Source organism: Pseudofrankia inefficax (genome assembly GCF_000166135.1).
Lineage (GTDB): Bacteria > Actinomycetota > Actinomycetes > Frankiales > Frankiaceae > Pseudofrankia > Pseudofrankia inefficax.
This window is the reverse complement of record NC_014666.1, coordinates 8,402,976-8,422,367: the sequence shown is the minus strand read 5'-3', so window position 1 is coordinate 8,422,367 and position 19,392 is coordinate 8,402,976. Positions and strand designations below refer to the sequence as shown.

Sequence of the window (19,392 nt, the reverse complement as noted above, 5' to 3'; positions counted from 1 at the left end):
TCCTATACCGCCGCCCTCCGGCAGCTGCGACGCAGCCCCGCCGAGGAGCATGCGATGACAGATCCGAACGTCCCCGAGACCCCGTGGCGGCAGGTCGAGAAGCCTGAGTACGGGTACTCCGTCTGGGTTCCCTCGCACTGGGCCGAGCGGCCGCCGAATCTGAAGAACAGCCCGTGGGAGACGGCCCGGTTCGCCGAGCCAGACGATCGGCGTCACAGCGTCATCGTCTTCCGCAACCCTGTGTTTCGGAGCCAGACGCCGCTGGAGCATGCGGAGTCGATCCGTGAGTCGCTGACCAGCGCCGGCTTCGCCGAGTTCGAGCTCACCGAGACGACCGTGGCCAGCCGGCCCGGCGCGCGGATTGACTGCGTCCGTCGGGACGCGGGCCGGGTCTGGGCCGTCCGTGAGTACCTCGTGCACACCGGCGAGGCAGTTCTGTGCCTGGGGCTCGGTTCGGCGGCGCCCGACGAGGACGACGCGCTGTTCGACGAGCTCGCCGCCCGTTGGGAGGTGACCGCGGCCTAAGCCCGTCCCGCCGCGCGGCCCGTTCCACCGCGGCCGGTCCTGCCGCGCGTCCCGGTCAGCCGGTGGTTTCGGCGGCCGGGGCGTCGCGGTGGAAGCGGGCCATGTCGCCGTTGGTCTCGCCGTGCAGGAAGTCGGCCTTGACCAGGACCCGGATCGACGGTCGGTTCAGCCGGTCGACGTCGGCGTAGATCGTGCGCACGCCCGGGAGCGTGAACGCGAACTCGACCAGCGCGAGGGTGGCTTCGGTGGCGTAGCCGAGGCCTCGCCGGGATGGCACCACGCCGTAGCCGATCTCGATCCGCCCGTCGACCGGCGGCCAGAACAGCCCGATGCCTCCGACGACAAGGCCGCGGCCTTGTTCGATGATCTGGCGGTGGCCACGGGGGCCGAGCAGTTCCGGCCGCTGGTTGAGCAGCTCGGCGATGCCCTGGTCGCCGTCTTCCGGGTAGTCGTCGGCCCAGTGGTCCGGCCGGCCGGCCGCCCAGGAGGTGGCGACCACATCCGCCACGTCGGCGGCCGTGACCGGACGCAGGATCAGACGGGCGGTGACCAGATCCAGGCTCGTCATGCGCCTGATCGTCGCAGCACCGGCCGGGGGAACATAGACGGGAATACGGACCGCCAGCTCGACCTGGAACAGCGGACTTGATCGCCGTTTTGGCCCTCTGGTGGTCGTGAATCGGCACTGGTCGCAACCATTTCGGGGCCAAACTCGCGATCATGGTCCGAGGTGCGGCGCGGGCCGACCTTCGCGGGCCCGGCCCTAGCTCAACGCGGGGCGGGCCAGGTCCGAGGACGTGAGCGGCGGGCAGGTGGCGCGCACGGCGTCGGCGAGGTCGCCGACCGCGGGATGCCCGCCCGCGCGGCGATAGACGAGGGCGGTGACGATCGTGATGCGCGGCGCGGCGATCCGTCGGAACGCGACACCGGGCAGGCCCTGGCGCTCCAGCAGCTCGGCCTTGGGGGAGAAGAACACCGTCCAGCTCGACCGGCCCGCCGCGATCAGCGCCAGCGTGTCCTGATCGTCACCGGCCGGGGCGAACCTCGGCTCGAAGCCGGCCTGCCGGCACGCCTGCGTGACGGCGTCGACGAGCAGGGGGTTCGCCTGCCGCTCGGGCAGCCGGATCGACAACGGCGCGAGCTCCGCGAGCCGGACCGTCCGGCGACGGGGAGTCGTGGCGTCCTGCGGGAGAGCGGCCACCAGCGGGTCTGTCAGCACATCGGCCATCACGAGCCCGCGAGGGACCGCCGCGTCGGCTCGCCGCCGGACGAACGCGGCATGCAGGTCTCCGTCGGACACCCGGGCCAGACGTTCCTCCTCGGGCAGCCGCGACAGCTCCACCCGGACGCCGGGCCGGCGTCGCGCGAACTCGTCGAGGGCGCGGGCGAGGTGTCCGCCGAGGCCGGTCGTGGTGCCAAGGCGCAGCTCCGCCGGCGCCTCGGCGCGCAGCAGCCGCATCGCCGCCTGGGCCCGGTCGGCGGCATCGATCACCTCGCGGGCGTGGTCCAGGAAGCGTTCACCCGCGCTGGTCAGCGCGACGCGGCGGGTCGTCCGGTCCAGCAGCGGCAGGCCCAGCTCGCGTTCCAGCCGCTGGACCTGCTGGCTTACCGCCGGTTGCACGATGTGCAGTTGCTGCGCCGCCCGCCCGAAATGACGATGCTCGGCGACCGCGACGAAGTACCGCAGCTGGCGCAGCTCCACGCGATTCCTCCGTTGTACCAGTCCACGTCGCCGAGACGCTCGCTGCCCTGGCGCCCGCCGGCCCTATACCCGCCGGGCCCGTGATCATCGAGAAGGCCGGCCACATGGTGCATCAGGAGCGTCCGGTCGCCGTCGCCCGGGAGATTCGCGTGTTCGCGGCGTGCCTCGGGTGAGCGCCACCGCCCGGATGGCTGGATGCCCGGCCGATGTGTCGCGTCAGCGGAAGGCATCCGGGTGAGCCTGGGCCCCGTCCTGCCGGTCGCCGTCGGGAACTGGGTGACCGGCAGGTCCAGCTCAGGCGTCCAGCCAGTTCTGACGGTCGCGCGCCGCGGCGTGGATCTGTTCGACCTGGTGCCGGTCCCATACCGTGGGGAAATCCTTGAAGGTGATGAACTGGCTGTGACGGATGGCATGTAGACGGATGAGATCACCCTCCGCGCGCGGAGGAGATGAAGTCAGCTTCTCCGGTGCGACGAACGCCAGCACTGCCTCCACCGGCACATCAAATCCGCAGGCCCGGCTCAGCGCGGCTGACGCTCGACTGGCCTCGGCGCGGGCCTTGCGCGGGTATTGATGCGACTGGCCACCGACTTTCACCGCGTGGTCACCCACCCAGACTCTGGCGCCGACGTGGTGCTTCGTGTTGATGGTGAACACACCGCCGGGGCCGATCAGCAGGTGATCGATGTCCACGTCCCGGGGCAGCGGTATCGAATGCAGCACCAGCCAGCCCCATGTGGTGAGCCGGGCCAGTTCGGCACCCGCCATCTCCTCTCCGATCAGCCCCTTGCTCCATCCGTCGGTCTCCGCCGGCCGGTGGAGTAAACGGTTGAGCAGGGCCCGCCAGAAACCCGGCGTCAACTCCTCGATCTTCGCGCGGAGCGCGGCGCCGGGCAGATTGGCGGCGAGGTCGTCCGTGGGACCGCCTGCCGCACGGACCGGGCTGCGGGCGGCTGGGGGCCGCGCGGGCGGCGAACCGGGCTGCGACGCAGGCTGCTCCGGCACGGGCCAGGAGCCTGTTGGCTCCGGTACCTCCGGTGTCCATCCCGTTAGCGGTGCCGGCGGAGACACGGGTGGTGGTGACGACCGCGTGGGTGGCGGCGGCAGTGGGTAGCCCGCGGGCTCCGAAGATTTTTCCAGGTAGGAGGCAAGCGCGTCGTGCGCCGCGTCCCGATATGCGTCCAGCAGGATGGTGGTCTGACCGGTGCGCAGGTCGAACCACGCGGCACTCTGTCCGTCCGGAAGATTCACGTAAAGCCGGTCGTGCCCAAACCGGCGCCACGGCGTCACCAGTAACTCGCCCACGTCTGTTGCCTGTTCCTGCCGACGAAGATGACGGATCACGGCCGATCAATCGCCTTTGTCGCGCGCCGAGTCGACCGCCCGTCCTGGACAGACGGCCGGTATCCGGTGCGACGACGCTACTGTATCCCCAAGGGGTGGGAACTTTCAGCGATCTCGCGAAGGTCGAGAGGCCCGCCGCCGGTAAGGCGTCCAGTGCCGTGACGGCGAAGGCCGGCCTGGCGGAGCGATCGCCGTTTTCGCTCTCAGGTGGTCGTGTATCGGCCCTGGTCACAACCGTCTTAGGGCTGAAGCGGCGATCATGTTTGGGGATCGGAGCGAGTAGACGTTGTCCGAGGCGGCACTAGTTATCGGCGGGCTTCTCTGATTCGCAGCTTCCGTGGTGCCACTACCTGGATGGCGACGCCTACGAGGCCTACCGCGACGACACTGACTACCTGCTGATCTAACCGGTAGCGCGGGTGGATGCTCCGGAGCGTCTACCCGGGATGGGCGAACGCTCCGGGCGCCCGTAGCGTCCTTGGCGTCAGAGCGAGCTTCGTTGTGCTCGAGGATCGTCGTCGACGACCGCGCTGGCGTACCTGCCGGCGCGGGCCGTCCGCCGCCAGGGACGCGCGAGGCCTTCATGTTCGCGGTCCATGTCGACGGTGGCGAGGGCCGTGGTGGCGTCCGGTCCGCATCGGGTCGCCCAGCGGCCGTCAGGCCCGGCGACTCCGGATGGCGCGGCGGCAGCGTCGGCGGCGACCGTGGCATAGCTGACCCAGTAGCTGTTGGTGCTGGCGTGCGCCTGTGTCTGCAGGCCGAAGACGGTGCCATTGTCCATGGTGGAGAGCAGCACGCAGTGAACGTCAGCTCGCTCGTACTCGGCGAACAGCTCCGGATACTGGCTTTCCATCCCGAGCGCGCACCCGAACCGCACCTCGTCGACGTCGAAGGTGACCGGCGTGGTGCCGGGAGTGTACAAATAGCTAACCTTGGTGTTGGACAGCATCCGTTCGTCGTAGCGGGTGATGATACGGCCGTGGTCGTCGATCACGTAAAGGCTGTTGTGCGGACGATGCGGCTCGGTGAGTTGGTGAACTGCTCCCACGACTGTCCACAGACGCAATGCCGCGGCGTGTTTCCTGATCGCCGCAAGCTGGTCGCGCTGAGCCGCCCAGTCGAAGCGGCTCCAGTCGGCGTCCGCCATGGTGGTCGGATCGCTGGACAGGATCCGCTTGTTCGGCGAGCAAAGAGTGCCCCCTCGCAGAAATGAATGAGGCGAGCGCCTTGATCGCGGGCCTCGGTCATCAGGCGGCGCACATCGTGGCCCACCCGGTGAAACGCGGCGGCATCACGAGGATCCGTGGGTGCGTCGAGCTGGGCGACCGAAATCCGGAAGGGATTGGTGTTCGGCACGGCGATTCCTTCGGAGGGCTGCCGGAAGTGCCGAAGCGCGGCGGTGTAGGACTCGCCCGTCCTGCGCGCTCGTTCGCGCACGCGCTGCTTGAACGCCTTGTTCGCCGTCATCGGCTCTCCCGCGTCCCGACGTCGAGCACCCAGCGGCCGTCGACGTTCGAGACGAGCGGACCTATGACGACGATCCGAGGCCGGAGCCCCTTTGCCTCTCACCGTGGTCGCGCTGGGACGACCCTCCGAGGTTAGGCGTGGATCACGCCCTACCGTCAGGGTAGCCCAGGGATCCGGCCTCGGCTCCCGTCGGGAGTACACCGACGACACGGTGACCTGATCGAAGGTCGAGCGGTGGTCGCGAGACGGTCGGCTACCGTAACGATGTGGGACTGCACCTGAGCCAGATAGACGAAGCTGACGAACTGCTGACGAACGACCCGTTGGCGCTGCTGATCGGGATGGTGCTCGACCAGCAGATCCCGCTGGAGCGAGCATTCGCGGCCCCGCTGGAGCTGACCAAGCGGCTTGGCCGGTCGCTGGACGTCGCGGAGCTGGCCTCGTTCGATCCGGACGAGCTGGGCGCGGTCTTCGCGCAGGTGCCGGCGTTGCACCGGTTCCCCGGTTCGATGGCCAAGCGGGTCCAGGCGCTGTGCCAACTCCTCGTCGACCAGTACGGCGGTGACGCAGCTTCGGTGTGGACGACGGCTGCCGATGGAAAGGACCTGCTGCGCCGGATCGGCAAGCTGCCCGGCTTCGGCGAGCAGAAGGCCAAGATTTTCGTTGCTCTGCTCGGTAAGCAGCTTGGGGTCACGCCGGCCGGCTGGCGCGAGGCAAGCGCTCCCTTTGGCGAGGTAGGCAGCCTCCGCTCGGTCGCCGACATCACCAGCCCCGAGACCCGCAGCCAGGTCCGAGACTTCAAAAAGGCCATGAAGGCCGCCGCCAAGTAAGGAACGGCTGACGCCTCCCGCGGATCGCGGTAGGGGGTTCCGGGTCGGGGCCTCGACCCCGACTCGGCATGCGCAGCCACGGCTCGGCGTTTGGTCGGGTTTCGATCCCATCGCCAAGCCCTGCCTCGGTGGCCAGATCATGACCGCGAATCTGACCCTCCAATGGCCGCGATCAGGCTCGATTCGCGACCATTAGCGCTGTGACCGGCACGGTCCGCACGTCGCCTTGATCGTGGTTTTCGCCCGCTGGTGGCCATGAGACAGACCCGGTAGCGGCCGCCGGAGGGCCGAAACGGCGATGAAGGGGATGCCCGGAACGGGCGAGGCTTGTCGGAGGCGGCATTGGAGGGCAAAAGGCGATTGGTCCGCTGGGCCGAGGGAGCCAGAAAGCCTGGCGCTGAGGCGCCGTGCGACCCGCCGGTAAGGCCAGGTCGCACGGCGGCCTCATGAGGCAGGGAGTTGGGACCGTCCTGACTACCGGCGTCTGAACTGGCTGAAGCGATACGGGAACGCGAAGTCGGCGGCGAGGAAGGCGAGTCCGAGCCAGACGAGGTTGACATCGGAGGAGTCGACCCCGAAGGCGGCGAGTAGGAAACAAAGGGCGGCGGCGAGTGCAAGCATGATCCCGCCCTACCCGCTGATCGTCCGACAAATCCGGCGACTCCGGTGGATCGGGTCGAGGCGGGCGCAGGTCACGCGTGGCACCTGGCGGCGCAACCGGTGGCCTCGCCATAGGCTCGGGGCCGTGCGGTGCTTGTCGACGGGCAGACTGGTCAGCATCCGGACGGTTGCATTGCTGGCGCTGACCGCCGCGGTCGCCACGGCCTGTGGGCCGGCCACCTCGACCGAGTCCACCGCCGCCGACCGCTCGCACACCCCGTCGCCGACGCCCTCGGCGGCACCCCTGGCCAGTCCGGGCTCCGCCGCGCGTGCCGATGGCGCGCCTTACTGCGGTGCGAGCCAGTACGTCGCGGAGATCACCGTTGAGAAGTGGTCGAACGGGGACTTCCGGGTCTCGTTGCGGCCCACCTCGGACGGCCGGCACGCGAGCGACAGGGATGCGGCCACCAACGTGATGTGGCAGGCGATCCGGCGCTGCCTGACTCCGTCCGCCGGCTTCACCGGTTTGGACGGCGCCGTCGGGGCCAGCCTGCAGGACCAGTTGCGCTGCCACGAGTCGCTCGCGCTCGTTCCAGCGCTCGGCGGCGGCAAGGGCTACGCCACCGGCGACACCTTCGATATCGAGAGCTGGCGGCCGACCGCCGGCCCGACGCACTGGTTCTCGACGAAATGCGGCAACACGCTCGGCACCGACCCGTCCGGGGCGCCCGTCAAGACCTACCGCCCGGACGGCGTCAAACCCCAGTACACGGCCGGCGGCGAGCACGAGTAGCCGGACCCGGTCCGGACCCCAGGGGCCGCCGGCGATCGGCGCCACACCGGCCACCACACCCACCACACCCACACTGCCCGCCTCGACCCCGCGGCCGCGTTCGACGCCGCCACCCGGCTGGCACGCCGCCACCGACGGCCCCCTCCTTGCCGGCCAGCCCGCGGCATTGCGCCTGCTGCCCACCGGTCTCGCCGGCCCGTCGATCGCCTCTTCGAATGGGTGGCCGGGCCCGCGCCTGCGACAGTCGGCCGGGTCCACGCCTACGGGTGGCGCCCCGGGGCGACCGTGGCCAGTGCCGAATTTGTCGGTGCCGGCGGGCACGATGGGTCTCATGGTTGGGACCGGGTTCGCGGGAGTCGGGTTCGCACTGTTCGGCACGGCGGTCGGCTGCTGCGGCGTCGCCTGGCGTGACGAGGTAATCGTCGGCGTGGCGTTGCCGGCCCGGCCCGACGGAGCCGACGAGATCGCGGGTCACGCGGCCACCCGGGCCTCGCTGGCGGCCGAGCATCCGGACTTCGTGGAAGGTGAACCCCCGCCCGCGGTGGCGGCGGCGATCGACGGCATGATCGCGCTCCTCGCCGGTGAGCCGATCGACCTGGCCGACATCCGCGTCGATCTTGACGGTATGCCTGACTTCCACCGGCGGGTGTACGAGGTGACGCGGGCGATTCCGCCCGGGTCGACCCTGACCTACGGCGAGGTCGCGGCCCGGCTCGGCATGCCGGGCGCGGCGCAGGCGGTCGGCCAGGCGCTGGGCCGCAACCCGGTGCCGATCATCGTTCCGTGCCATCGGGTGCTGGCCGCCGGTGGCGCGCTCGGCGGGTTCTCCGCCCCCGGCGGTGCCGCGACGAAACAGCGGATCCTTCGCATCGAAGGCGCGCTGCCCGCGCCGGCCCCAACTCTCTTCGACGACCTGTTCGCCGACAGCTGAAACGGCCTGGCGCCGTCGCCGCGACGGCAGGCCTGGCGGAGTGATCGCCGCTTTCGCCCTCAAGTGGTCGTGAATCGGGTCGTCTCGCAACCAGCCGAGGGCCAAGACGGCGATCATGTTTGGGGTTCGGAGCGGGCAGCCGTTGTCGGAGGCGGCACTTCCTTGGCCGGCGTGCGGACGTCCCGGCGGCCTTTCTGTCGCCAGTAGAGGGCTCGAGCCGCGGCTGCCGGGTGCTTCCGCCGCCCGCCGTCCGCCACTTGCGATCCGCCCGTCACCGCCGTAGCCGTCCGCCATCCGCCATCCGCCATCCGCCATCCGCCATCCGCCGTCGGCTCTGCGGCCCTCGGGGTCGGTGCGCGGCGGTCGTCACATCAAGGCGGGGGAATCGCTGGGGCTCGAATTAGTTGTAGTCTGGTAACTATTAATGATCTATAACGATCTCGGGGGCCCTGTGACCACAAGTTCCTCACTCACCGGTCCCGAGGCGGGCACTGGTTCGTCAGCGAGCGCGGATCCGCCAGGCGGGAGCGCGGACCAGGCAGCGGATGCCGGCGCCTCGGCGGTTGGGCGGCCGGGGCAGGCGGGATCGCGGCCGGGAGGGGGGCCGGCGGGTGAGTCGCTGAGCAGGGGCCGGCGTTATCTGGTGCTGGCGATCTGCTGCTCGAGCCTGTTCATCGTCGGGCTGGACACGACGATCCTCAACGTCGGTCTGCCGTCACTGAAGCATGACCTGCACGCGCCCGACTCCGGCCTGCAGTGGACGATCGACGCCTACGGGCTGGTGATCGCGAGCCTGCTCCTCTTCTCCGGCTCGATGGGGGACCGCTTCGGGCGCAAGCGGGTGTTCCGGACCGGGCTGATCCTGTTCTCCGCGGGCTCCCTGCTGTGCAGCCTCGCGCCGGGCCTCGGCTGGTTGATCGCGTTCCGGATGATCCAGGCGGTCGGCGGCTCGATGCTCAACCCGGTCGCCATGGCCATCATCACGAACACCTTCACCGAGCGACGTGAGCGGGCCCGCGCCATCGGTGTCTGGGGCGCGGTGATCGGTCTGAGCATGGCGCTTGGCCCGGTACTCGGCGGCGTGCTGGTGGATGGCATCGGCTGGCGGTCCATCTTCTGGATCAACGTTCCGATCGGGCTGGCCGCGATGGTGCTGACCGGGCTGTTCGTGCCGGAGTCGAAGGCGCCACGGGCGCGCCGCTTCGACCCCGCGGGCCAGTTGCTGGTCGCCGCGACGCTCGGCACGCTCACCTATGGGATCATCGAGGCGCCGTCGGCCGGCTGGGCGTCCACTCAGACGATCGTGATGTTCGTGATCGCCGCCGTCGCGCTCGTCGGCCTCGTCATCGTCGAGACACGTCGCGAGGAAGCCTTGCTGGACATGCGGTTCTTCCGCAGTGTGCCGTTCTCGGGCGCGACCGGGATCGCTGTCTGCGCGTTCGCGGCCCTGGGCGGCTTCCTGTTCCTGAACACGCTGTACCTGCAGAACGTGCGGGGCTACTCGGCGCTGCACGCCGGCCTCCTGACGCTCCCGATGGCGGCGTTCGCCGCGATCATGCCGCCGATCTCCGGCCGGCTCGTCGGTAGCCGTGGGCCGCGGCCGTCGCTGATCGTCGCCGGGATCGCGCTGCCCGCCAGCGGGCTGCTGCTGACGTTCCTCGGGCCGCACACCAGTCTGGTCCTGCTGATCTCTGCCTACGTGCTGTTCGGCATCGGGTTCGGGATGGTCAACGCGCCGATCACCAACACGGCGGTCTCCGGGATGCCGGTGACCCAGGCCGGAGTGGCGGCGGCGGTGGCCTCGACCAGCCGGCAGATCGGGTCCGCGCTCGGCGTGGCCATCCTCGGCTCGGTGGCCGCGCACAGTGCGGCCGGCCAGGTCGGCCGGGCCGCCATCGACCCCACCAGCGCCCCCGCCTGGTGGATCATGGTTGGCTGCGGCGCGGCCATCGGGGTGCTGGGCGTCCTGACGACCGGCGCGTGGGCTCGCGGGACCGCCGAGCGGACCGCGGCGCTGTTCAGCGCCCAACCGGCGCGGACCGAGCCGAGCGCGGCGCTCGCCGTCGCGGACCGACGGGCGTCATGACCGCCGGAACGCCCGCGTCTCAGGCCGCGACGGTCATGGGGACTACCACGCCGGCCGCTGGGCCACCTGCGCCGCAGGCCGCGGAGGTGTTGGGTACCGCGGGCCCCGAGGTGCCAGGCGCCGAACCGCGTCCTGCCGCCGACGACGCCGCGGCGCGGGTCTGGCGGCGGATGCGGGAGCTGGTGCTGGGTCGCAACGAGCGCCGGCGCGAGGTCTGCGAGGCGCTGGACCTCAGCTTCATCCGGGTGAAGGCGCTGCTCAAGCTGCGCCCGGGGCCGCGCACCATGCGTGACCTGGCCACCGAGCTCGCGATCGACCGTCCGTACGCCACCGTCGTCATCGACGAGCTGGAACGGCGCGGGCTGGTCGCTCGTACCGTCCACCCGAACGACCGCCGCTGCCGGCAGGTCTCGCTCACGGCCGCCGGTGAGGACGCGGCCCGCGAGGCGGACCGGATTCTCAGCGACCCGCCGCCGGCCCTGGCCGCGCTGCCTCCCGCCGACCTCGCGACGCTCGATCGCCTGACGGCGGCGCTGGAGTCCTGGTGATGGCGGTTGGCGCGGTCCCGGCCAGCGAGAGGACGGGGAGCGCTGGCCTGGCTCCGAGTTGCCCGGCTCGGGTAGCGGAGCTCAGGCCCGTGTGACGGCGCGGGCGCGGGCCCAGAAGGCGTCGAACAGGGTGTAGGACGCCGCCCGCGACGTGTCGGAGTGCCGGACGATCTCCTCGCGCAACGTGGACAGCCGCACACCGCTGCGGGCCAGCTCGCGGTCGAATCCGGTCGCCTGCCAGACACCGGCCCAGGTCTCGAACACGGTCGGGGTGATCTCGGGGTGGAACTGGACCCCGAGATGCGGGCCGAAACGAAACGCCTGCTCGGCGTCCGGCGTCCAGGCAAGCCGCTGGGCCCCCGGCGGCACCGTGAACGTGTCCCAGTGGGCCTCCATCCACGGGCCGGTCGGCAGCTCCGCCTGGTCGGTGGTCGTCGCCGAGTACCAGCCCAGCTCGGGTCGCTCGGCCCGGCGCACCGAGCCGCCCAGCGCCCGGGCCAGCAACTGGCCGCCGAAGCAGATCCCCAGCACGGGCGTGCCGACGCGGACCGCCTCCCGCAGGAACGCCAGCTCACCGGCCAGCCACGGGATCGTGTCGTCGAACGCCGACCGTTCCGAACCCATGATCACGATGAGGTCGAGCGGGGCCGGATCCGGGAACGGCCGCTCGCCCGCGGTCACCAGGTCGAAGCGGATGCCGTGCTGGGTCATGCGGTCCGCGATCGTGCCGAGTTCGCCCGCCGCCGCGACGCCGCTCACGTCGTGGACGACGATGATCGCCTCGGCACCGTCCCGGCGGCGGTGGTGGCCGGGGGCTTCGTCGTCCTGGCCGTCACCCGGCCGTCCGCGGCGATGGTCGTCGTAGTCGCCGTGCTCGGCCGTGTCCGGGCCGATCGCCGTTGTCATCGTCCTCCGTCCACGGCCGTGAGCCTGCCTTGCCATCGTCGCCGCGGGCCGGGCGTCCGGCACGGACCCAGGGGCGGAGATGGGCTCATCGGTTCAGACGTACACGCGACGTGCTCGGCGGTCCGTCTGCCCGGATCGTCCTCCCGGTTCGGTGTCCCGACCAGGAAACGTGACGCCTCGAACGTCTGAAGACCCTGGTACCGCCCGGTGACGTCGGCGCGGACGTGAGCCTCGCCGAAGACCGTTGCCTCGCCGCGACCGTGGCGCTATACGGCGAGCAGCAGGAACGGCGCGGCGAGGATGACGGCCGCGGCGGCGTAGGCGGCGGCGGGCTGCCACCACGGGACGGCGGGCGGGTCGAGCAGCCGGACGATACGGGCGATCACCGGGGAGCGGGACGGCGGCTCGGCGCCTCCCGGCTCGGCGCAGGCGCCCGTCGTCGGCGAGCCCGCTCCGGGGGCGTCTGGGCTCCCGGTGACGCCGAGCGTGCCCGCGGGGATGAGGGAGCGGGTGACGCCCAGCTGGGCGAGGGCCCGTGCGAGCGTGCTGCCGCTGGTCCGGCGGGCCGCCGCGTCGTCGGCGAGCATCTCCACCAGCAGCGACACCGCCGCGGTCGCCTCCCAGGCCGGCCGCAGGAACGGGAAGGTCTGCTGCCAGGCGATGAACGGCTGGATCACCAGGTCGTGGCGGCCGGTGACGTGCGCGTCCTCGTGCGCGAGGACAGCCCGCAGCTCACGCGGCCCGAGCGTGGTCAGCAGGCCGCGGGACACGACCACCCGGGCGTGCCGGACTCCGGGGACGCAGTAGGCGACGGCCACCGGATGGTCGAGGATCCGCAGCCCGACGTGCCCGCACAGCTCGCAGCCGTCCGCGCCGCGGGCGTGGTAGCCGTGCCGGATCGAGGCGAGCGGTGTCCAGTCCTGGATGCGGTGATGGCGGGGCCGGGGTGCGCTGGCAGGAAGATCGGCGGCTGCTCGGCAGTCGTCCGTGTGGTCGTCGCCGGTCAGGTCGACGAGATTGCGGTGGTGGCTGCGGCGGCGCAGCGTGGCGAAGGTCGACGAGGCGAGCACGCCGAACAGCCGGCTGGCCAGGGCCGCGACCAGACCGAGGCCGACGACGCTCAGCCAGTCCAGCCCCGAGAGCGGCTGGCCCTTGGCGAGGTTATGAACGTGGTGGGTGATTCCCCGCGGCGTCGAGCCGGACAGCGGGGCGACCGTGAACGCCACCGCTGCCAGCAGCGCGCAGACCCCTCCGGCGAGCCCGATCGCCTGCCACAGCACGATCGCCGCGCGGGGACAGCCATGCGTCCAGCGAGCACCGGCCAGTAGCCGCGGCACCGGCCACGCCAGCACCGCGGCGAACAGCGTGAGAGCGGCCGCCGTCGTCATGTCGACGCAACGCTACCGCCATCAGCCTTATCGGGCGACGATGCGGAATCGCGTCGGTGAGGTCGCACGGCGTCAGCCCAGGTCGTCACTGTCAGTGGTGGCCGCCGACGGGGCTGCGTCGTCGGCGGCGTCGGCCAGGCCAGCGGTCGCGATGACCTCGGCCGCGCCAGGCTCTGTGGGCTCGACCCCGGAGGGCAACGCGAGCGCCCGGCGCAGGATCTCGGCCTCCTCGGCCGAAACGGCGCCGACGAAGCGGACCAGGGCGGAACCACGGTCGTCGGCGGTGCCCAGCGCCTCCAGCATCGCGTCGGCGACGACCGCCTCACGGGCGTCGGCCGCCTTGTACCGGTGCGCCCGGGCTGCCCGCTGGCGCTGCACGAAGCCCTTGCGCTCCAGCCGTTCGAGCACGGTTAGCACGGTCGTGTAGGCGAGGTCGCGCTCATGGTGAAGCCGGGCGGCGACCTCGCGCGCGGTCAGCCAGCCGACGGAGTCCCACAACACGTCCATAACCGAGCGTTCAAGGTCTCCCAGCCGCGCCATGATCATAATTTTACGCCGCGTAGAAGATCGTGCGCTGGCGAACCAATTACTTGACCGGGCTGAGCCGGCCACCGTCCTGCGCGCCGGCCTGGCGGGCGCGAGGATCGTTAACTCCCGGCTCAGGAGTCTGGGCTACCGTCCGGGCATGCGGCAGGCACGCGTCCTCGGACGATCGACGGCGCCGGAACGGTCGACAGCCCCGGAGCGAGGGACGTCGCCGCGATGACGGACAGCGCGACGACCGACAGCGCGGGAACGTCCGGTAGCACGGGGACAGCTGGTGGTGACGTGGTCGGGCCAGTGCTCGCACAGCCGTCGGGTGCCGATTTGGCCGGGCCGGCGGTACGCGTGGTGACGCCGGCACGCGGCCCCGTGCCGGCGGCGGGCGAGGCGCTCGGGCGGCGGGATCTGACCACCGAGATCTGGCTGCTGCTCGCGGTATCGCTGGGCATGTCCGGGCTGTTCGCGCTTATCCGCTATATCGGAGCCGTCACCCGCGGCCCGCTGCGCGGCCAGGTGGCCCTGCTCAACGGCTCGGCCGCGCCGGGACGCCCGTGGCTGGATCTTTCGTTGCAGCTCGCCGGGCTTTTGGCAGACGTGGCGCCCGCCTTCCTGGCGATTCACCTGCTGGCCCGGCACTGCGCGCCTTTCCTGGCTTCGCGGCCGGCCCGCCTTCGGTCGCCGGTCCTGGGGCAATCCACCGCCGCGAGTTCGCGGTCCGTCCTGCGCTGGGCGAGGTGGCCCGGTTCCGGGGCCTTCGGGCGTCGTCCCGAGGAGGTCCCCGAGATCTCTTACGGGCTGCGGCGTGGCCGCGCGATGATCGGGTTCGATGGCCGCGCCCTCGGGGCTGACCTGGGGATGGGTGCCGCGATCGCGGCCGGCGTCGGCGGTATCGGTCTTGGCCTGTACCTGCTGGCCTGGCACAGCGGCGCGAGCCTGACCGTGGCGCCATCCGGACTGCCGGCCGTGTGGTGGCGAATCCCGGTGCTCCTGCTCTCGGCGCTGCAGAACGCGGTGACCGAGGAGGTCATTGTCGGGGGCTACCTGCTGGCCCGGCTGCGCGAGCTCGGCTGGGGAGACCGGCGGGCGCTCGCCGCGAGCGCCGTGCTTCGTGGCTCCTACCACCTCTACCAGGGTCTGGGCGGCTTTTTCGGGAACCTGGCGATGGGCGTGCTGTTCGGCTGGCTCTTCCAGCGGCGCGGCCGGGTAGTGCCGATGATCGTGGCGCACACCCTGATCGACTCGGTTGCGTTCGTCGGTTATGTGGCGTTGGCTGGATCGGTTTCCTGGCTGCCAACTTCCGGATAACAATAGGGGAACAGAAGGCGAACCGGGGGTGTCGTCCCGGAGGGTTGGCCCGGTATGGGCGGTTCCCCGTCGGCCCCCGGTGGGGTCGAGCGTCGCGCGTCGGTCGGCCCTCGGGCCCCTCGGCCGCGTGCGGTGGGGGTCGGAGGCGGCGACCTGGAGCGGAAGCTCCGAAAGGGGACGTAGTGGGCGGCCGGGTGGAGATCGAGCGCAAGTTCGCGGTTGAGCCGGGGTTCGCGCTGCCCAGCCTGGTTGACGCCGGCCGGGACGTGGGTGTCGCCGCGGTCGGCACGCCGGAGACGTTCACCCAGGAGGCCGTGTACTACGACTCCGAGGACCTGCGGCTGGCTCGCGCCAAGATCACACTGCGCCGCCGGACCGGTGGGACCGACGACGGCTGGCACCTGAAGCTGCCGGCCGGCACGGGCGCCCGCGAGGAGATCCACCGTGCGCTGGACGCCGGCGAGCCCGACGAGCGCGGCGTGGCCAACTGCGCGCCGCCCGCTGACCTGCTGGACATCGTCTTCCTGGTGCTGCGCGGCGCCCGGGTCAGCCCGGTCGCTCGGCTGGTCACCACTCGGACGGCCACCCGGCTGCTGGACGCGGCGGGTGCGGGCCTCGTGGAGATCGTCGACGACCACGTGCACGCGCAGACGCTGGGTGAGCAGACCGTCCTGACCCAGTGGCGCGAGGTGGAGGTCGAGCTGCTCGACGCGGCCGTCGCCGGACCGGCCGGGACCGCGGCCAAGGCCGGCGGCGAGGCGGTAAGCGGCAAGGCGGCGGCCAACGGCAAGGCGGCGGCCAACGGCAAGGTGGTGGGCACCGGCAAAGCGGTGGCCGATGGCAAGGCCGCGGCGGGGGGTAAGGCGGCTGGCGACGGCAAGGCGACCGCGGGTGCCAAGAGTGGGGCCACCGACAAGACGGCGGCCGCCGCGGGCGGCAAGGCAACCGCGAGCGGCAAGGCCGCCGGCGGCAAGGGCTCGACCCTCGGCAAGGCGGCGGCCCCTGGAAAGACGGCGGCGGACGCCGGCAAGGCCTCCGCGGGCAAGACGTCCGGCGGCAAGGCGACCGATGCCAAGGCGACCGAGCGGCGAGCCGCCAAGGGCGCGGACGCGGGTCCTGACGGTGCCCAGGCGGGTCCGGTTGGCACCCGGCTGCTGGACGCCGTGGAGGCGGTCCTGCGAGCGGCCGGGGCGTCGGACGCCCCGCACGGCTCCAAGCTCGCGCACCTGCTCAGCCTGGCGCACACCGCGCCGCCGGAGCCGGCCGCCGAGCCGGCCGAGCGGCCGCGGCGTCCCGGCCGTGGGGACACGGCCGGCGAGGTGCTGCGCGCCTACCTGGCCGAGCAGGTGGCGGCGCTGCTCGCCGTCGACCCGCGGGTGCGGATGGACGAGCCGGACGCCGTGCACAAGATGCGGGTGGCGACCCGGCGGATGCGCAGCACGCTGCGCACGTTCGCCGCGCTCTTCCCGGCCGATCTCGTCGCCCACCTGGACGTGGAGCTCGGCGACCTCGCGGGCGCGCTGTCCGGCGCCAGGGACAGCGAGGTGCAGCTGGCCTACTTCGACAGCCGGCTCGCGGCGCTGCCGTCGGACCTGGTCCGCGGACCGATCGAGGAGAGCCTCAGCGGCCATCTGAGCGCAGGCATGGCGGCGGGCCGGGACACGGCCCTCGCGGCGCTGCGGGGTGAGCGTTACCTCGTCCTGGTGGTGGACCTCGCCGAGCTGTCCCGGGCCCCGCTGTCCGCGCGGGCGCGGCGTCCCGCGGCGACCGAGCTGCCCCGGCTGGTGCGGGAGGCCGACCGCCGATTCGCCCGCAAGGTGGCGACCGCGGCGGCGACACCGGCCGGCCATGACCGCGACGAGCTGCTGCATTCGGCGCGCAAGCAGGCGAAGCGGCTGCGGTACGCCGGCGAGGCGCTGACACCGATCTTCGGGGCGGACGCCCGCACGCTCGCCAAACTGTCGGGTGAGGCGCAGGAGCTGCTCGGCACTCACCAGGACGCGACGGTGGCGGCGGGGCTGCTGAGGTCGTGGGGGGTGGCGGCGCAGCAGGCGGGGGACGCGACGGCGTTCACCTACGGTCTGTTGCTGGGTCTGGAGGAGCTGCGGGCGCGCACCGCCGAGCGGGACTTCTTCGACGCCTGGCCGGCCCTGTCCGCCCCCGAGCACCGCCGCTGGCTCAAGGTCTAGCGCTGGTTGGCCAGCGTTGGTCCTGGCCCCGGCTGGCACCGTCGGGCCGGCTGGCCGATGCCTGTTGCGCCATCCGGCCGCGGCGCCGGAGCCGGCCGACCGGCCCGGCCCGAGCTGGCCCTGGCCGTCGAGGGCTCGCGACGGGCCGCGAGTTCTCGCGCGCATTGGGTGATGGATGGCTATCGTCCGTGACTTGTCTCACCTTTCGGAGTGTGGCTGGTTTGCGGCGAGCGGTGTCGTTTCGGCATGTCCGCGGGACGGTCTCGACCGATTGGGTCGGATGAGATATAGGCAACCGATGCGTGGGCGCGTCTCCCGCTGTTAACGCCGGATGAAGTGGACTTCGTTACCGCGAGGACTCCCGTCTGCGCCCCTCGCCGTGTACCGTCGTGCCTGGCTGCAGTTCGATCCGTGTCTCAACCGGGACGCTGTGGAACTGAGCCGGTGATGGAAATGCGGCACCGGCATTAGGCCCGGGGTCCGCGCGGTGCGGGCCCTGACTGCACCAGCAGGGAGAACGGCACGTGGCTCAGGGCACGGTCAAGTGGTTCAACTCGGAGAAGGGCTTCGGCTTCATCTCCGTGGATGGCGGCGGCTCCGACGTCTTCGTCCACTACAGCGCTATCGATATGGACGGCTACAAGTCCCTCGAGGAGGGCCAGCGGGTCGAGTTCCAGGTGACCCAGGGTCAGAAGGGGCCGCAGGCCGACGGCGTCCGCGCCATCTGAGCCACCAGCAGACCTCACGGGCCACTCGGGCCGGCCGCTCTTCGAGCGGCTCCCGAGTGGCCCGTCCTGCGTTCTCTCCGTCCTCGACGAGGCTGGCTCCCCGACGACCCGACGCCCGCCGTGGCGACGCGGTGTTGATCGTTGTTCTGTCGGTGCTGCCGCCCTGGCAGGGCCGGGACCGGACTATCGCCGGGCGCGCGGAATGTCGAGCGCCCGGCTGCCGCTAACGCAGTCAGCCGTGGGCCCGACGTCCGCCGTCTGTTTCACTGATCGCCGATTGAGCAACCGGGTTCGATCCCTGGCTTGTTCGAGGCTCCCGCGATCGCGGCCGGTATTTGTATTGTGCCTACTGTTCGGTGAACTCTTTTAGATCGACTAGCGCAGACCGCGCGCGACGAGTGTCTCGGCGATCTGCAACGTGTTCAGTGCGGCGCCCTTGCGAAGGTTGTCGCCGCAAACAAAAAGTGCCACCTCGTGCGGGTCGTCCGGGGACTGGCGGATCCGCCCGACCCAGGTCGGGTCGGTGCCGACGACGTCAGCCGGCGTCGGGAACTCGCCGTTCGCCGGGTCGTCCAGGACCGCCACCCCCGGCGCGTTGGTCAGCACCGCGCGGGCCTCGGCCCCGGTCACGGGCCGGCCGAACCGTGCGTGCACCGCGACGGCGTGCGTCGTGATGACCGGGACCCGCACGCAGGTCGCCGAGATCCGCAGCGACGGCAGCCCAAGGATCTTGCGGGACTCGTTGCGGATCTTTAGTTCCTCGCTCGACCAGCCGCCGTCCTTCAGCGAGCCGGCCCAGGGCACCACGTTGAGCGCGAGCGGCGCTGGGAACGGCCCGAAGCCGTCGTCGCCGATCGTCTTGCGCACGTCGCCCGCGGTCTGTCCGAGGTCGCGGCGTCCGCCGACCGCGGCCAACTGGTCGTACAGGGTGTCGATGCCGACCTGCCCGGCGCCGCTCGCCGCCTGGTAGGACGTGGCGAACAACGACTCGAGGCCGAACTCGCGGTGCAGCGCGCCGACCGCGACGATCATCGACAGCGTCGTGCAGTTGGGGTTCGCGATGATGCCGCGCGGGATGTCGGCCAGCGCGTCCGGGTTCACCTCGGGGACGACCAGCGGGACGTCCGGGTCCAGCCGGAACGCGCCCGAGTTGTCCACGGCGATCGCGCCGTGCTCGGCGGCGACCGGTGCCCAGATCGCGGAGATCTCGTCCGGCACGTCGAACATGGCGATGTCGACGCCGTCGAACACCTCCGGCGCGAGCGCCTGGACGACGACGTCCTCGCCACGTACGCGCAGTGTCCGGCCGGCCGAGCGGGCCGACGCGATCAGCCGGATCTCGCCCCAGACGTCCGGGCGCTCGTCGAGCAACGACAGCATGACCGTGCCGACGGCGCCGGTCGCGCCGACGATGGCGAGGGTGGGTCGGCCCGGCGCGGAAGCGGCGGCGGACTGGGCAGCGGCGGCCTGGCCACCGGCCGGCCGCGACGGGTCATTGGGGACATGC

The 19,392-nt window shown here is 71.6% G+C and carries 18 protein-coding genes; 9 read left to right on the top strand and 9 right to left on the bottom strand.

Going from position 1 to position 19,392, the window contains the following annotated elements:
• Positions 1-54: 54 nt before the first annotated feature.
• Positions 55-525, top strand: coding sequence for a hypothetical protein (locus tag FRAEUI1C_RS34210; protein WP_013427973.1), 471 nt, complete (start codon positions 55-57; stop codon positions 523-525).
• 55 nt (positions 526-580) lie between these two features.
• Here the strand turns inward: FRAEUI1C_RS34210 and FRAEUI1C_RS34205 are convergent, their stop codons facing one another.
• From FRAEUI1C_RS34205 to FRAEUI1C_RS34190, 4 genes are all read right to left on the bottom strand, one after another.
• On the bottom strand, positions 581-1,093 hold the full coding sequence (locus FRAEUI1C_RS34205; RefSeq protein WP_013427972.1) for a GNAT family N-acetyltransferase: 513 nt from the start codon (positions 1,091-1,093) through the stop codon (positions 581-583).
• 195 nt (positions 1,094-1,288) lie between these two features.
• The gene (locus FRAEUI1C_RS34200) at positions 1,289-2,227 is read right to left on the bottom strand and encodes a LysR family transcriptional regulator (protein WP_013427971.1); all 939 of its coding nucleotides are present in this window, start codon (positions 2,225-2,227) and stop codon (positions 1,289-1,291) included.
• 294 nt (positions 2,228-2,521) lie between these two features.
• On the bottom strand, positions 2,522-3,532 hold the full coding sequence (locus tag FRAEUI1C_RS34195; RefSeq protein WP_013427970.1) for a nuclease-related domain-containing protein: 1,011 nt from the start codon (positions 3,530-3,532) through the stop codon (positions 2,522-2,524).
• 523 nt (positions 3,533-4,055) lie between these two features.
• A complete protein-coding gene (locus FRAEUI1C_RS34190) occupies positions 4,056-4,718 on the bottom strand; it encodes a carbon-nitrogen hydrolase family protein (RefSeq protein WP_198318678.1) in 663 nt (220 codons plus the stop codon).
• Between the two features lie 586 nt (positions 4,719-5,304).
• Between FRAEUI1C_RS34190 and FRAEUI1C_RS34185 the strand changes: the two genes are divergently transcribed.
• On the top strand, positions 5,305-5,868 hold the full coding sequence (locus tag FRAEUI1C_RS34185; RefSeq protein WP_013427969.1) for an HhH-GPD-type base excision DNA repair protein: 564 nt from the start codon (positions 5,305-5,307) through the stop codon (positions 5,866-5,868).
• 474 nt (positions 5,869-6,342) lie between these two features.
• Here FRAEUI1C_RS34185 and FRAEUI1C_RS40600 read toward each other — a convergent pair whose 3' ends face one another.
• Positions 6,343-6,489 carry a hypothetical protein gene (locus FRAEUI1C_RS40600; protein WP_013427968.1) on the bottom strand — a complete coding sequence of 49 codons (147 nt, stop codon included), beginning with the start codon at positions 6,487-6,489 and terminating at the stop codon, positions 6,343-6,345.
• A 124-nt stretch (positions 6,490-6,613) separates the two neighbouring features.
• Between FRAEUI1C_RS40600 and FRAEUI1C_RS34180 the strand changes: the two genes are divergently transcribed.
• The 4 genes from FRAEUI1C_RS34180 to FRAEUI1C_RS34165 all read left to right on the top strand — a co-directional run bounded on the left by FRAEUI1C_RS34180 (position 6,614) and on the right by FRAEUI1C_RS34165 (position 10,826).
• A complete protein-coding gene (locus FRAEUI1C_RS34180; RefSeq protein ID WP_013427967.1) occupies positions 6,614-7,261 on the top strand; it encodes a DUF2599 domain-containing protein in 648 nt (215 codons plus the stop codon).
• 331 nt (positions 7,262-7,592) lie between these two features.
• Positions 7,593-8,192, top strand: a complete 600-nt coding sequence (locus FRAEUI1C_RS34175) for a methylated-DNA--[protein]-cysteine S-methyltransferase (RefSeq protein WP_041259823.1) — start codon at positions 7,593-7,595, stop codon at positions 8,190-8,192.
• Between the two features lie 643 nt (positions 8,193-8,835).
• Positions 8,836-10,278, top strand: a complete 1,443-nt coding sequence (locus tag FRAEUI1C_RS34170; protein ID WP_013427965.1) for a DHA2 family efflux MFS transporter permease subunit — start codon at positions 8,836-8,838, stop codon at positions 10,276-10,278.
• An 86-nt stretch (positions 10,279-10,364) separates the two neighbouring features.
• Positions 10,365-10,826, top strand: a complete 462-nt coding sequence (locus FRAEUI1C_RS34165) for a MarR family winged helix-turn-helix transcriptional regulator (protein ID WP_232425226.1) — start codon at positions 10,365-10,367, stop codon at positions 10,824-10,826.
• An 81-nt stretch (positions 10,827-10,907) separates the two neighbouring features.
• Here FRAEUI1C_RS34165 and FRAEUI1C_RS34160 read toward each other — a convergent pair whose 3' ends face one another.
• The 3 genes from FRAEUI1C_RS34160 to FRAEUI1C_RS34150 form a co-directional block, all read right to left on the bottom strand.
• The gene (locus FRAEUI1C_RS34160; RefSeq protein WP_013427963.1) at positions 10,908-11,732 is read right to left on the bottom strand and encodes a type 1 glutamine amidotransferase; all 825 of its coding nucleotides are present in this window, start codon (positions 11,730-11,732) and stop codon (positions 10,908-10,910) included.
• Positions 11,733-11,998: 266 nt separating this feature from the next.
• The gene (locus FRAEUI1C_RS34155) at positions 11,999-13,120 is read right to left on the bottom strand and encodes a M56 family metallopeptidase (protein WP_013427962.1); all 1,122 of its coding nucleotides are present in this window, start codon (positions 13,118-13,120) and stop codon (positions 11,999-12,001) included.
• A 72-nt stretch (positions 13,121-13,192) separates the two neighbouring features.
• Positions 13,193-13,660, bottom strand: coding sequence for a BlaI/MecI/CopY family transcriptional regulator (locus FRAEUI1C_RS34150; RefSeq protein WP_049807314.1), 468 nt, complete (start codon positions 13,658-13,660; stop codon positions 13,193-13,195).
• Positions 13,661-14,011: 351 nt separating this feature from the next.
• Here FRAEUI1C_RS34150 and FRAEUI1C_RS38810 point away from each other — a divergent pair, with 351 nt between their 5' ends.
• From FRAEUI1C_RS38810 to FRAEUI1C_RS34135, 3 genes are all read left to right on the top strand, one after another.
• Entirely contained in the window at positions 14,012-14,968 is a 957-nt protein-coding gene (locus FRAEUI1C_RS38810) for a CPBP family intramembrane glutamic endopeptidase (RefSeq protein ID WP_232425225.1), read from the top strand.
• A gap of 182 nt (positions 14,969-15,150) precedes the next feature.
• Positions 15,151-17,157: a CYTH and CHAD domain-containing protein gene (locus FRAEUI1C_RS41480; RefSeq protein WP_232425224.1), complete on the top strand. Its 2,007-nt coding sequence runs from the start codon at positions 15,151-15,153 to the stop codon at positions 17,155-17,157.
• A gap of 524 nt (positions 17,158-17,681) precedes the next feature.
• On the top strand, positions 17,682-17,885 hold the full coding sequence (locus tag FRAEUI1C_RS34135) for a cold-shock protein (RefSeq protein WP_013427958.1): 204 nt from the start codon (positions 17,682-17,684) through the stop codon (positions 17,883-17,885).
• Positions 17,886-18,260: 375 nt separating this feature from the next.
• Here the strand turns inward: FRAEUI1C_RS34135 and FRAEUI1C_RS34130 are convergent, their stop codons facing one another.
• Positions 18,261-19,298 (bottom strand): aspartate-semialdehyde dehydrogenase, encoded by a 1,038-nt coding sequence (locus tag FRAEUI1C_RS34130; protein ID WP_041262149.1) that lies wholly within the window; start codon positions 19,296-19,298, stop codon positions 18,261-18,263.
• Positions 19,299-19,392: the final 94 nt, after the last annotated feature.

Excerpts from the sequence above, each read along its gene's own strand:
- FRAEUI1C_RS34210 (WP_013427973.1), top strand. The coding sequence starts at position 55 with ATGACAGATCCGAACGTCCCCGAGACCCCGTGGCGGCAGGTCGAGAAG.
- FRAEUI1C_RS34160 (WP_013427963.1), bottom strand. The coding sequence starts at position 11,732 with ATGACAACGGCGATCGGCCCGGACACGGCCGAGCACGGCGACTACGAC.
- FRAEUI1C_RS34155 (WP_013427962.1), bottom strand. The coding sequence starts at position 13,120 with ATGACGACGGCGGCCGCTCTCACGCTGTTCGCCGCGGTGCTGGCGTGG.
- FRAEUI1C_RS40600 (WP_013427968.1), bottom strand. The coding sequence starts at position 6,489 with ATGCTTGCACTCGCCGCCGCCCTTTGTTTCCTACTCGCCGCCTTCGGG.
- FRAEUI1C_RS34150 (WP_049807314.1), bottom strand. The coding sequence starts at position 13,660 with ATGGCGCGGCTGGGAGACCTTGAACGCTCGGTTATGGACGTGTTGTGG.
- FRAEUI1C_RS34190 (WP_198318678.1), bottom strand. The coding sequence starts at position 4,718 with ATGGCGGACGCCGACTGGAGCCGCTTCGACTGGGCGGCTCAGCGCGAC.
- FRAEUI1C_RS34205 (WP_013427972.1), bottom strand. The coding sequence starts at position 1,093 with ATGACGAGCCTGGATCTGGTCACCGCCCGTCTGATCCTGCGTCCGGTC.
- FRAEUI1C_RS34175 (WP_041259823.1), top strand. The coding sequence starts at position 7,593 with ATGGTTGGGACCGGGTTCGCGGGAGTCGGGTTCGCACTGTTCGGCACG.